Source organism: Chryseobacterium sp. CS3K3.1, assembly GCF_059515165.1.
Genome location: NZ_JCAKRV010000026.1, coordinates 29,844 through 43,169, shown reverse-complemented (window position 1 = coordinate 43,169; position 13,326 = coordinate 29,844). Strand labels below are relative to the sequence as shown.

Here is a 13,326-nt window from a genome sequence, read left to right as displayed (position 1 = left end):
AAAGAAATGAACCGACACATTAAAAGCATATTTTTAGGGTTTGTTCTCATTTTTTTACTTATTCAGATCATTCAGCCTGCCCGTAATATTGATTACGGGCAGGTTCCTTCAACAGATATTTCAAAGGTTTATAAAGTTCCTGATAATGTACAGTTTGTTTTGAGGCAATCTTGTTATGACTGTCACAGCAATTCTACGCATTATCCGTTCTATTCTTATATACAGCCTTTAGGATATTATATTGAAAAGCATATAAAAAACGGAAAAGAAGAATTGAATTTTAATGAGTGGGGGAGCTACAGCCAACGTAAGCAGGCCAATAAATTAGAATCTGTTGCTAATCAGGTACAGCAGAAAAAAATGCCGCTTACGTCTTATACTTATCTACATCCGAAAGCTGTGCTTTCTGAAAGTCAGATAAAAGAAATGATTCGCTGGATAGAGCTGATGAAGGCTGAACATAATAAAGCCAATAAGAATTAAAAAAAATAAAAGCCATTCTGAATCGAATGGCTTTGTTTATGGATACAGAAACTTTATTCAGAAGCTCCTGCAGTTCAAATAGATGTTAGTTATTGGCAAACTGTATGTAAACGCAAAGAATAGATAATTGGTATGCTTAATTTTAGAGGGCAAAGAGTTGCGACTTTGTCGCTGATGAAGCTTTAAATAATACATTCGCTTAGAAAGAATCAATGAAATTGATTCCGGCTTTGCCCCCTTAAAATTTTGCTATTCAAAGTGAAGCCTTTGCGTTTAAATCTCTTCTGCAATGGGTCCTTATATCTTCTTAGCTATCACTTTTACATTTATCTATAAGTAATAATCAATAATTACTTTACAGGCTTTGGAAACCTCTTTGTCAAAATAAATTTTGCCATCTCCCAAATCACAATTTTGATATTGACATTTAGCTACAAACTCCTTTGCTAAAGTTACTTTCCTTAGGAAACTTACTGGATTCACCAATCTATTATTCTTTTTAGTAAGTCTTTTAAGAGTAATAAATTGAGCTAATTGCTTTTTAACTAGCTTTTCAATTTTTTCTTTTTCTTTTACATTCATAATAGTAATTTTATTATTAATATTCAAATGTAATGTGTTGGTTTTATGTAATTGATGAGTATAATTTTTTATAAGAAAAATGTTAATAATTTAGCTAAAAACAAAAACCACCTCATTTTCACGAGATGGCTTTATGTAATATATAAGATGCTTTTATTTAGAAGCTCCGACGGCTTTTTCAGTCTTTGCTGGCGTATAAGTAACTTTTGAAATATCAACCGTCATTTCCTTCAGACGCTTTGCCACATTTTCAGGCATTTCTTTCTGATATCTTCCTCCGATTACTTCTGCAAGGAATTTTTCGGTTTCAGCATACATCGCCATGCTGTTTACAGGTTTACGGAATCCGTGGCCTTCATCATCAGCAAGAATGTAGTTTACCTTTTTACCTTTATCACGAAGAGCGATGACAATCTGATCTGCTTCAGCCTGCTTTACTCTTGGATCATTAGCTCCCTGAACAATCAATAATGGTTTATTGATTTTATCTACACTGAATAGTGGGCTTGCATCATGCATGCGCTTTTTTCCTTCCTCCGTTTTTGGATCACCTACCATCCCATAAAGGAATGCACGGGCAGATTCCCAGTAAGCAGGAACAGAATCCAGCAAGGTAAATAGGTTACTTGGTCCTACGATATCTACTCCCGCAGCATATACATCCGGAGTGAAAGCCAGCCCGGCCAGCGTTGCATAGCCTCCATAGCTCCCTCCCATGATCACCACTTTGTTTTTATCTGCAATTCCCTGATCGATCAGATATTTTACGCCCCAGGTAATGTCATCCTGCATCAGTTTTCCCCACTGAAGATCTCCGCCATTCTGGAACTTTTTACCATAACCGCCACTTGCTCTGAAGTTAGGCTGAAGTACAGCATATCCTCTGTTGGCTAAAAACTGTACGGTTGAGTTATATCCCCAATAATCTCTCGGACCTTTCGGGCCTCCGTGTACTAAAACCACAACAGGAACATTCTTTCCAGAAGAACCTACAGGTAGAGTCAGGTAAGCCGGAATTTCAAGTCCGTCACTGCTTTTATAGCTGATAGGAGTCATGGCCGCCAGGTATTTTTCAACTTTTTTCAGTTCTGTTCTTGGGGTATACTGGAATATCAGCTGTTTTGTTTTTGCATCGAAGAAATAGGCTTCTGAAGCATATTTATCTCCTCCTACAGAAACCAGGAACTTAGAATAATCATTGGTAGAACTTGCAAAACCAACCTCTCTTCCAGGGAATTTACTTTGCAGGAATTTGTAGTTAGCTTCCCAGGCTTTATCTTTCCAGTAATATTCTGTTTTATCTCCGGTGTAAGAAGTGTAGATCATTTTTCTTGTATTTCTGTCCAGGAACAGTCCTCCGAAATCTACTTTATCTTTAGGATCACTTTCTATTTTTGTAATCTGTTTTGTTTTCGGATCCATCAGGAATAGTGCAGATTTATCAAGATCTCCTTTATTGGTTACCAGGTAAAACTTGGAGTTATCCTCGTTCCAGTTGGAAATATAAGCACTTTCCGTTACCAGGGTTTCGTAAATAGGAGTCAGTTTATCACCTTCTTTATAAAAAAACTGTGTCGTTCCTTTATCATCCGTTTTGGAAAGAACTCTCAATTTTTCATCCCAGTCAAATTCATAGCTGGTGATACGGTCTTTATTTTCGTAAATCTTTTTCAGTTCTCCTGTAGAAATTTTCACCGAATACAGATCATGCCATGCTTTATCGCGGTTATTCAGTCCAATCATCAGCAGATCGGGATCTTTTCTGCTTGCCATGTAGATGCTTGCAGTTACGTCTTTAAGCGGTGTAATATTCCTTGATTCCGGAACTCCTTTTGTTACTTTTGCCATAGGATCTACTGCAAAAATATTCATGTTTTCATCCCCGTTATTATCTTTTACATACAGAATATATTTTCCGTCTTCTGTCCAGAAATATCCATTCAACGGGCGTTTGCTGTTTGTTAAAGGACGTGCTTTTTCAAAAGGTTCATCAATTTTTTTTACCCAGATATTCATAATCCCTTCATATTCTTTTGTAAAGGAAATCCATTTCCCATCGGGACTTAGCTGTCCTCCGGCAATTTCCGGGTTACCAAAGAATAAAACTCTGTCCAGTACCGGGACTTCCTGTGCTCGTGCTGTATGTACTCCTATGAGCAGGAGCAATACATAAAAGATTTTTTTCATGTTTTTAAGTTTTAGTTGTTATTAATAAATTGTTGATGATTTTTAATTTTTATTGATTCTTACAATAATGGCCTACATTTCCAGTTCTATAATTCTTTTTGCCATTTTCTGATTTATACTTTCCGGAATTAAACCCAACAGAAAATTCCGGAGGGAATTTCCTTTTTTCCATTGAGAAACCTTTCCGATGGTACGGCTTGTACTGACAATATAATCTACCTTTTTCCTTCTGGTACTTTGAAACTTTTTGAAAATAGCATTGAAATCCTGATGATCTTCCAGCAATTTTCCAATGATGTAGGCATCTTCAATGGCCTGGCAGGCGCCTTGTCCCATATTAGGTGTTGTGGCATGGGCCGCATCACCAATCAGACAGAGGCTTTCAGAATACCACTGAGGAATAGGAGCGAGGTCGGAAATTGGGTTACAGATGATGTTCTCATGCCTGGTGGCTCCAATGATTTTTAACACCAACGGATCAAAATCATAGAAAATGTCTTCAATCTGCAAATATCTTCCGAAACTTTTCTCATTGATACAGGCATACCAGTAGACCTTTTTATCAGAAATTTTTACAAAACCGAAACGTTTTCCTTTTCCCCATAGCTCAACAGCTTCCTGATGATGTTTCTCCGGCAGATCAAAATCTACCAGGCCGCGCCAGCATTTCTGCCCTGAATCCCTTATTATGCCGGTTTTCATGATCTGATTTCTGACAGAAGACTTTATGCCATCAGCACCGAAAACAATCTGACTTTCAATCTCGGTTCCATTTTCAAAATTCAGAATATAGTTTTCTTCTTTCTTTATTTTTTGTAATGGATGGTTGAGCTGTATAGAATTTGGGTTTAAATTTTCTGCCAGAATTTTCTGAAGCTCTGCCCGGTGAATCGCAACGTTACAGGAATTGTACAGGGCTTCCAGTTTGTTAATCTCCGTTTTGGAAATAGTCTTTAAAGATTCATCAGTAATAACAATCCTGTGAATTTTATTACCTGCTTTTTCAATTTTTTCTTTTAAACCTAATTTATCGAATATCTGCATTGCATTGACGGCCATCATAATTCCTGCTCCTACAGGCTTTATTTCAGGCGCAGATTCATAGATCGTAAAATCATACTGATGCTGTTTCAGTACATTTCCGAGGGTAAGTCCTCCTATTCCGGCTCCGATAATTGAAATGGTGTTCATAAGTTAGAACCTGGATTTTAATTTATACACTTAAAATATAACTCTCCGACACTTTTTTGAAACCGTACTTACTGAAAAAGTTGTGAGCGCCATGATTATTGACTCCACTTTCCAGTAAAATAAAACTGATATTCCAGTTTTTAGATTCTTGAATAGCTTTCTCCAGCAGTTTGCTTCCAAGGGATTGCCCTCTCACAGATTGATCCAGGAGCATGTCCTCCAGAATGGCATATTTTTTAAATGGACTGTTGATGACGTTGAAAACCATCATACCGACAATTTCTCCGTTTTCATTTTCTGCAACCAGAATATTCAGTTTGGAACTGCCATCGGAATTAAAATCGGTGATCAGCTGTTCTGTCAGGATCAGTTCAAGATCAGGATTCCAGTGGTGAGAGTCTATCGCTCTGCCGGACATCATTTCGCCATGAGAAATATAAGCATCTGTTTTATGGGTAATAAAAAAGTCTACAAGTTCTTTCACGCGGCTTTTATCGGTAAGCCATTGGGTAGTATATTTCATGAGGTGTAATGGTTTCTATTTTAAATTTTTCAGCTCTTGCAGCAGCTTATTCTGCTTGTTGATAAATTGATTGAGACTATCTGTTTTCAGAGGATGGGCATTCTGGTATTTTTCAATTTCGGGAAGGGTTTTTCTGATTTTGAAGGCAGCGTATAAGCTATAAATACTTTGCTTGTTACGATTAATTTTATGCTTAAGATCTTTTATTTTTTGAACCTTTTGATAATACTTATCTGAACTTTCTTCGATGAGCTTAATCATTTCCTTTCGTAGAACCGAATCGTTAATAGATTTTGCTTCATTTTTTGCAATCAAATAATAATCTTCTGAATTAGAAATGAGGCTACTATATATACCTTGCATTTTATGAGCATCTTCTTGCATTAAAGATATTTTTTCATCTACTTTCTTAATTTCCTTATCATTTTTGATTTTTTCATCATAGATGCCATTAAATATATCCTGGGTTTTGCTTAGTCGTTTTATAGGAATACTGGATTCTGTATTCTCAGCGGCTTTTTCTACAATATCATTTTGTGATTTACTTTCACTGCAGGAAAGTAGAGATAAAGCCAGAATAGAAGCGAAGAGTATTTTTTTCATAGTATGTTTTGTTTTAGTTGAAAATCATCATCATATCCAAAGCAACTAAAATTAATCATTTCAATGCTACCACAAGGGATTAAAAGATATGATTTTAATTAGTTGAACAAACTTTGAAAAATGTTACATCCAAAAAAAACGGAGCCTGAAACCAGACTCCGCCTATAAAATTTTTACGCTAAAATTATTTACCCAGGTAAGATTTAAGGATCTTGCTTCTGGTATTGTGTTTTAGTCTCTTAATTGCTTTTTCTTTGATCTGACGAACTCTCTCTCTTGTAAGATCGAAAGTTTCACCAATTTCCTCTAAAGTCATTGGGTGTTTTCCGTTCAGTCCGAAGTACAATCTTACTAAATCAGCCTCTCTTGGCGTCAAAGTATTCAATGCTCTTTCAATCTCAATTTGCAGAGATTCCAGCATCAGATCTTTATCAGGGCTTGGAGATTCTCCTGAACGTAATACATCATAAAGATTAGAATCTTCACCTTCTACCAAAGGCGCATCCATAGACAGGTGTCTTCCGGAGTTTTTCATAGATTCTTTGATATCTTCCTCGCTCATGTCAAGAACTTCAGCCAATTCTTCCGGAGAAGGTGGTCTTTCATTTTCCTGTTCAAGGTGAGCGTATGCTTTATTGATTTTGTTGATAGATCCAATCTTGTTCAATGGTAATCTTACAATTCTTGACTGTTCAGCCAATGCCTGTAAAATTGATTGACGGATCCACCATACTGCATAAGAGATAAATTTGAAACCTCTAGTTTCATCGTACCTTTTTGCCGCTTTCATTAATCCTAAGTTACCTTCATTGATCAAATCGGGTAAAGAAAGACCCTGATTTTGGTATTGCTTAGATACAGATACTACGAAACGAAGGTTGGCTTTGATTAATTTCTCAAGTGCGGCTCTGTCGCCTGCACGTATTCTTTGTGCCAATTCTACTTCCTCGTCCGCAGTAATCAGTTCCACTTTACCAATTTCCTGCAAATACTTGTCTAATGAAGCAGTTTCCCTGTTGGTAACCTGCTTAGTGATTTTTAATTGTCTCATTTATTTTTTCCTCAAAAAAGAGTTACTATAATATATACGTATGAAAAGGTAAAAAGGTTACACAAGATTTAATATTTTTGTGCAAAGTATACTATAAAATGTATTAATGATTTTTTAATAATAGATTAAATAACTGATAACTAAATTGTTGTGTATTTTGGTTTATAGTTTAAAAAATAAATATAAATTCTAAAAGAGGTAAATTCATTTACAAATTTCATAATTTCCTTAAACCTTAAACAAAAAAAAACGAAACCAAAGTCCCGTTTTTATATTTAAGAGTTATATTTTAAATTATATTGGATTAAAAACCCGCAACTCGAAATCTACTTAGAAAAGCTCATTCAATACTTTTGCCAGTCTCAATCCACCGTATAGAAGCTGTCTTTCCATCGTTTCATTAAACTTGTACTGGTAGTCGTAAGCTAATTTAGAATCGTTTGGAGTCTGTGCATAGATTTTGTTGGCGATTTTATGAGAATCATACAACCAGTCTTCCAGGGTTCCGGACTGAATCTGTGCTACTTCTTCTTTAGATTTGATATCCAGAAGTTTAGAATATTCAGTGTAGCTGTATTTTTGAGAATCTACTAATTTTCCATCCCAAACAGAGTGTAAATTTGTTTTTTCCCCGAAATAGGTAACATTGATTTTGTTTCCACCTAAATCTTCAGCTCTTCCTACGTGTAGAGGCTGAGCAAGATCTCCCATAATGTGAATAAGAAAGATCAAAGCAATTTTTCTGTCTTTTTCAGAAGTGTTTTTATCTTTGATCTGGCTGGAAAGGGTATTTACCTGAGTATAAAGGCTTGGTCCCGCCTGTGCTTTTAAGTTTTGTTCGAAAGCTTTAAAATCAGTCATCGGATCAATGTTTACATAATGCCATGATGAAGCCTGCTTCCATGCGCCTGTTGTATCAGATTTGATAAAATCCGGCCAGTTTGCCCAGTAAGCGAGACGTTCTTTTCCCATGATCTTTTTAATCTCTCTTCTTGCTTTGCGGGAAAGGTGGTTTTGTGCAATGTCTGCAATCACTCTGTGTCCCGTCAATCCCCACGCATAAGAATAAAGTGAAGAGGCCATGAATGCTAAAATCAGAATTTTAGAATAAATACTTTTCATTTTAAATAACAATTTTCAGTCTGCAAAGATACGGCCCGCTTTCGGAATGAGCATGCTTTATCCTGAATTTATTCCATATGATGATGTTAATAAAATTTAATTTAAATAAAAGAAGCAATTACAGTAGGTTTGACGGCTTGAATTTTTCCGGTAATAAAGGTAACAGGAGAGAACAATAAGGATTACAATGTAAAATCTGAATCACAACCTTAAACTTTAAATTTTAAACCTTGAACTTTAAACGATAAATGAAAACCCTTTAATCGATTGATTCTGAATAGTTAATTTTAAATTTAAAAAAGCAAATAAATAGGCTGTTTACCGTATTTTCACGGAATTTGTAGAAAATTATTCCTATTAATGTCAATAAATTATTATTTTTAGGATAAAATTGTTGTAAAAATATTTTTTCAAACTTATGAGATATATTATCTTTACAAGTCATAATCAGAGGAAACACTATGTATGAGAATAATATTGTAGATATGCATTACAATAAGCTGCAGACAGACTTTAAGGCTGAAGCTGTGGCTGTAAACCTCTTGAAATACCATCGTGCAGTAAGCAATATCTTCATTGAGCGTGTGGGCGTAAACGACCGTGCTTACCTGAAAGATATTAAAAGTATTTCAAGCAGTTATTTAGGATTTGATGAGGAAGTTTTTACTATAGAGACTTACAGGGAAGGCATTTATGACTATCTTCCGGAAGGTTTATTCCATCCGCCGTCTCTCGGAGCTTCCAGAAAAAATGTAGATACTGTAGTAAGAGAAATCCGGAAGCAGAAAAGGGTAGAAGATGATGCCCGTAAGTTTTTCCGGCCTTTTGAGCTGGAAGTATTTTTTACAGAAATAAGTGCTTTGCTTAAAGAGTCAGAATTTGATATTACAAGCAATACAGATTCTTTGCTGGAAACAGTGAGTGAGCTTTGGCCTCTGATAAAAATGCTGGACAAGCAGAGTGCTTATATTTTCATGCATATTTTACCGTTTTTCCATCAGATCAGAGGAGACAAAAGATGGTTTGAAAGATGTATGACTGCTTTTCTGCAGGTACCGGTAAAAGTAAGTTTTTCACCTAATATTATTGACGGAATTGAGAAAAACGATGATTCCATGCTGCTGGGAAATTCAAGATTGGGCGTCACCTATATTCCAAGCGGACCTCATATGGACGGGCAGCGAAACTGGGTGGTGAATATTGGTCCTATTCCTTATGGGGATATGAAGAAGTATATTCCGGGAAGTCCGTTCAGAAATGTGCTTCATGCTCTGTATGATTATTTTCTTCCTGTAACAGTGGATGTAGAGGAGAATTTTGTCACGGAAAAGAAGGAATATTCATTCAGTCTTGAGGACGATGAAAGAAATGCCAGCCGCCTTGGATACTCTACATTCCTCTAAATTATTTTATTATATTTACAACTACCAACAAAGTATAAATTCGAAAAGAAACAAATGGAAATTTCTTCAGTAAAAGGTATTTTTCTAAGGTATATCTTAATGCCTTTAATCGCTATTATTATGATGGTTATACTCGGTGTAATCAGGAGAAATAAACCTGCGATAAAAATTAAAGTAATTATTATATACGTACTGCTCTGCAGCTTATGTCTGGCTATTCCGGGTGTTTTTGGGTTTGCAGGAAACCTTTTTAATCCGTACTGGTATCTTATTGCACAGGTGATCTATCTTATTTTTGGGATTATTCATGTGAATCTGCTGCATAAATATTTCAAAAAGCACATCGATTCTCTGGCAATGAGTATTCTGTTTGAATCTATCCTTTCTCTGACATGTATCGCTTTGGGCGGATATCTTTTTACACTGCTCTTCAACCTGATGAGTAAAGGTACAGGATATGCTGTAATGGCAGCGACAAGTATGGTGATCTTTGTGGTTCCGATGGTTTTTTATTACTGCTATATTCAGTTTATCAGCATTCCTTTTGATATTTATAAAACGTGGAGATATTCTCCGGAGCAGAAACTGCCTGATTTTGAAGGTGCCGATTTTGACAGATTAATGGTCCTGAATGTTGAACTGAGCAAAAAATTGGAAGATACCAACCGTTTCAGAATTAAAGCCAAAACACTTCCTACCGGAGTTACTTTCGGAGACTGGTTCTACAGGGTAGTAGATGATTACAATCATAAAAATCCGGGTTCCATTATTCATCTTTCAGACGAAGGAAATGAGCCTTACTACTGGATCTTTTACACCAAAAAATCGTTTTTCAGTTTTAGAAAATATATAGATTTCGACCACGACATTACGACAAACAACATTTCTGAAAATGAAGTGGTGATTTGTAAGAGAGTTATTCAGCATGAAGAGGAGGGAGTCACAAGAAAATCATAACACAAAAAATTAAAAAGTATTAAACATGATACAGCCTATTAAACATTTTGCCATCAATTGGGTGGATGGGATGAAAGTTTCCCAGAGACACCTTAATGATCAGGATAATTTCTTAATTGATACCATCAGAGATTCTAATTCCCTTGGAATTACTACATATAACTACGGGCTTCTGCCTATTTCCAATGAATTTACAGACCGTACCATTTTTGATGTTCACAATACGGCAACCAATGATGTACAGCTTGTAATCAAGCGTTGCAGCGCCGTTACCATGGCTGGATACCGTATTGAACTTACAGACCGAAGAATCAGTGTGAAGTCTTTGGCGAAATCAATGAATGAAGAGCAGGCAGACGGGGAATATTATATTCTGATCTCTGTAAATCCTTTTGATAAAGTACCTTTCGGCGATATTGATCCTGAAGAAATTCCACCACGCCACCCAAGTGCACAGCCTAATCATCATATTGAACTGCTTCCTGTAACATCCTTGAACAGCAGCTACTCAGGAGGAAATTATCTTATTATCGGTAAGGTAGATTTAAAAGGAAATATTGCACAGGTGGATTCCAACTTTATCCCGCCTTGTACTTCTGTGCAGAGTCATCCGGCTTTGGTAGATTATTACAGCAGTTATGCAAAATCTATCGGAAACCTTCAGCAGTATGCTTTTAAAATTATCCAGAAAGCTTCTCACAAGAATCAGAATACAGCTTTAGCACAAAACGTTAAGTTCTTGTGTACTACCATGATCAATACTTTTGGTGATATGTATTTCCAGTTCAGAAATATTACACCATGGCAGCCACCTGTATTTTTAATTGAGTCTTTTGCAAGACTGGCGCTTCATTTATACAATTCAACCCAGCTTCTTGTTCCGGCAGAACTGGAGGAAATGCTGAACTACAGTTTGGAATGGAGTGAAATTGCCCCTCATACCTTACTGAACCAGCTTTCTATCGTAGCAGAAACGAATTATGACCACCATAATTGTGGTGAACCATTGCTTTATATTCAACAGATGTTGAGAAGCCTTGAAATTATCTTCTCTAAACTGAGCGAGCTTGATTATATCGGTCAGAGAAAAGAAAATATTATCGTTAATGAGCAGGAAGTATCCACGAACACGAACCCAAAAAGAGGTTGGAGTGTTTTAGATTAAAATCATTAATTAAAAATAAAGTCCCGGATGAAAATTCGGGATTTTTTATGGTCGTATTTAGGAAAAATTAAAAGTACATTTGTTGTAAGGATTGATAAAATGAATTTAGAGGTTATAAGACAGGATACTCCGGGATGTTCGGATAAGATATTTTTAAACAGTGCAGGCGCATCATTAATGCCTAAATCTGTTGTGGACACTACCATTAAGTTTTTATATGAAGAACAGGAGTTTGGAGGCTATACAGCCGCAACTAAAAACACAGGTCTCATCAATCAGTTTTATGATGAAACCGCAGAACTGATTAATGCAAAACCTTCCAACATAGCATTTGTAAGCAGTTCTACGGATGGATATGCAAAAGCTTTATCCAGTATTGATTTTAAAGAAGGTGACTGTATCATTACCACCAATGATGATTATATCTCCAATCAGATTGCTTTTATTTCTTTGCAGAAAAGATACCGTATTGAAATCATCAGAGTGGCCAATCTTCCTGACCATGAATTGGATCTGGAAGACTTTGAAAGATTAATTAAAAAACATAATCCGAAATTAATTGCTGTCACTCATATTCCGACCAATTCCGGTTTAATTCAGAATGTGGAAGGAGTGGGGAAGTTATGTAAACAGTATGATGTTCTGTATCTTGTGGATGCCTGTCAGTCTGTAGGACAGATCGTGGTGGATGTAGAAAAAATCCATTGTGATTTTCTGACGGCAACCGCAAGGAAATTTATGCGAGGGCCCAGAGGGACAGGATTTTTATATGTTTCAGATAAAGTATTAAACCAGAAGATGTATCCTCTGTTTTTAGATAGTTTTGGAGCTCAATGGACATCATTTGATGATTTTCAGCTCAACGATACTGCTAAAAGATTTGAACTTTTTGAAAGACCTTATGCTGCTTTGGCTGGATTTGCAGAGGCTTTACGCTATGCCAATGCGATTGGAATGGATCAGATTGAAAGCTATAACCGCAAGTTGGCAGATACTTTAAGAATCAATCTGCAGAACTACGGTTTCAGAGTGTTGGATCAGGGAAACAGATTAAGCAGTATTGTTACTTTCTGCCAGGAAGATGGAAAGGTTGAAAAAATTCATAAGGCTTTGAGTGATAATAATGTATTTTTTAAGGAAAACCGCAGACAGGATGCCTTAATAGATTTTACCTCTAAAAATGTAGATCATGCGATCCGTTTATCACCTCATTACTTCAATACAATGGAAGAAATTGAAAGGGTTTCACAGCTTTTAAAAAACAGTAACCATTAACATGATGGTTTTAAACTAGAAGCGCCCTGGCATTCGCCAGGGCGCTTCTAATTATTTTTTGTTCAGAAGATCAAGCGTATGTTCTACGTGTCCGCCTCCTTTCCATTCATCGTGTCCGGGAATAATCAAAGTTGCCTGTGAATATTTGTTTTTAAGTTTTGTCATGGTTTTCGGCCATTCTGCAACATTGGCTTCTCCGGTGTAGCCAAGATCAACGGCTGCTTTGCTTTTTACAAGACAACCTCCGTCCAGTATTTTATATTTAGGGAACCATACTACTACATTGTCGGCTGTATGCCCTTCCCCAAGAAAGTCTACTACAAATTCTTCACCACCGATACGGTAAGGTTTTCCTGTTTTGATAAGTTCGGTAGAGGTAGCTTTTCCATCTTTCTTCAAAAGCTCATTGGTTTTCGCTGTAGCGTAGGTTTTGATCCCTTTCTTATTATAAAAGCTTAAATCTCCGGCTCTGTCTTCGTGCGAATGGGTGGCAAATACGGCAATAACTGGAAGGTTATGTCTTTTTTGAATGGTATCCAACAAACTTTGATACTGGGTTTTCTGCCATGGAACATCAAATAAAACAACTCCTTTTTTGGTTACCAGATACACCGCATTGGTAGAATATTCTTTTCCTCCGAATACTCCAAAAGTTTTGTAAATATAAAAATTGGGCTGAATCTGAGGTTCAATGACAAAATCTCTTACCTGAGTATCCTGAGCGTTTGCCAATGGGCTTAGCAACATCGAAATAATAAAAAACGGAATGCTTTTTTTCATAATT

13 protein-coding genes are annotated in these 13,326 nt (G+C 36.3%); 5 read left to right on the top strand and 8 right to left on the bottom strand.

The window, feature by feature from the left end; genetic code table 11:
* Window positions 1–6 precede the first annotated feature (6 nt).
* Complete coding sequence (locus AC5YGI_RS20095; protein WP_330746509.1) at window positions 7–483, top strand: heme-binding domain-containing protein; 477 nt, start codon at window positions 7–9, stop codon at window positions 481–483.
* Window positions 484–813: 330 nt separating this feature from the next.
* Here AC5YGI_RS20095 and AC5YGI_RS20090 read toward each other — a convergent pair whose 3' ends face one another.
* The 7 genes from AC5YGI_RS20090 to AC5YGI_RS20060 all read right to left on the bottom strand — a co-directional run bounded on the left by AC5YGI_RS20090 (window position 814) and on the right by AC5YGI_RS20060 (window position 7,742).
* Window positions 814–1,065, bottom strand: coding sequence for a hypothetical protein (locus tag AC5YGI_RS20090; RefSeq protein ID WP_330746508.1), 252 nt, complete (start codon window positions 1,063–1,065; stop codon window positions 814–816).
* Between the two features lie 153 nt (window positions 1,066–1,218).
* A complete protein-coding gene (locus tag AC5YGI_RS20085; RefSeq protein ID WP_496169443.1) occupies window positions 1,219–3,252 on the bottom strand; it encodes a S9 family peptidase in 2,034 nt (677 codons plus the stop codon).
* 72 nt (window positions 3,253–3,324) lie between these two features.
* Window positions 3,325–4,443, bottom strand: a complete 1,119-nt coding sequence (locus tag AC5YGI_RS20080; RefSeq protein ID WP_496169439.1) for an FAD-dependent monooxygenase — start codon at window positions 4,441–4,443, stop codon at window positions 3,325–3,327.
* 22 nt (window positions 4,444–4,465) lie between these two features.
* A complete protein-coding gene (locus AC5YGI_RS20075) occupies window positions 4,466–4,966 on the bottom strand; it encodes a GNAT family N-acetyltransferase (RefSeq protein WP_330746505.1) in 501 nt (166 codons plus the stop codon).
* Window positions 4,967–4,981: 15 nt separating this feature from the next.
* Window positions 4,982–5,569 carry a hypothetical protein gene (locus AC5YGI_RS20070; RefSeq protein ID WP_330746504.1) on the bottom strand — a complete coding sequence of 196 codons (588 nt, stop codon included), beginning with the start codon at window positions 5,567–5,569 and terminating at the stop codon, window positions 4,982–4,984.
* Window positions 5,570–5,753: 184 nt separating this feature from the next.
* Window positions 5,754–6,620 (bottom strand): sigma-70 family RNA polymerase sigma factor, encoded by an 867-nt coding sequence (locus AC5YGI_RS20065; protein ID WP_002979276.1) that lies wholly within the window; start codon window positions 6,618–6,620, stop codon window positions 5,754–5,756.
* A 330-nt stretch (window positions 6,621–6,950) separates the two neighbouring features.
* Entirely contained in the window at window positions 6,951–7,742 is a 792-nt protein-coding gene (locus AC5YGI_RS20060) for a S1/P1 nuclease (RefSeq protein ID WP_110011560.1), read from the bottom strand.
* A 461-nt stretch (window positions 7,743–8,203) separates the two neighbouring features.
* On the opposite strand from AC5YGI_RS20060, the gene AC5YGI_RS20055 reads away from it, so the two are divergent.
* The 4 genes from AC5YGI_RS20055 to AC5YGI_RS20040 are packed head-to-tail and all read left to right on the top strand — an operon-like array spanning window position 8,204 to window position 12,542.
* Window positions 8,204–9,145: a type VI secretion system baseplate subunit TssG gene (locus AC5YGI_RS20055; protein WP_330746502.1), complete on the top strand. Its 942-nt coding sequence runs from the start codon at window positions 8,204–8,206 to the stop codon at window positions 9,143–9,145.
* 54 nt (window positions 9,146–9,199) lie between these two features.
* Window positions 9,200–10,102, top strand: coding sequence for a TssN family type VI secretion system protein (locus AC5YGI_RS20050; RefSeq protein ID WP_110011562.1), 903 nt, complete (start codon window positions 9,200–9,202; stop codon window positions 10,100–10,102).
* Window positions 10,103–10,127: 25 nt separating this feature from the next.
* The gene (locus AC5YGI_RS20045) at window positions 10,128–11,267 is read left to right on the top strand and encodes a hypothetical protein (RefSeq protein WP_202840598.1); all 1,140 of its coding nucleotides are present in this window, start codon (window positions 10,128–10,130) and stop codon (window positions 11,265–11,267) included.
* Window positions 11,268–11,294: 27 nt separating this feature from the next.
* Window positions 11,295–12,542, top strand: coding sequence for an aminotransferase class V-fold PLP-dependent enzyme (locus AC5YGI_RS20040; protein WP_496169434.1), 1,248 nt, complete (start codon window positions 11,295–11,297; stop codon window positions 12,540–12,542).
* Window positions 12,543–12,593: 51 nt separating this feature from the next.
* Here the strand turns inward: AC5YGI_RS20040 and blaIND are convergent, their stop codons facing one another.
* Window positions 12,594–13,322: an IND family subclass B1 metallo-beta-lactamase gene (gene blaIND, locus AC5YGI_RS20035; protein WP_496169432.1), complete on the bottom strand. Its 729-nt coding sequence runs from the start codon at window positions 13,320–13,322 to the stop codon at window positions 12,594–12,596.
* Window positions 13,323–13,326 lie beyond the last annotated feature (4 nt).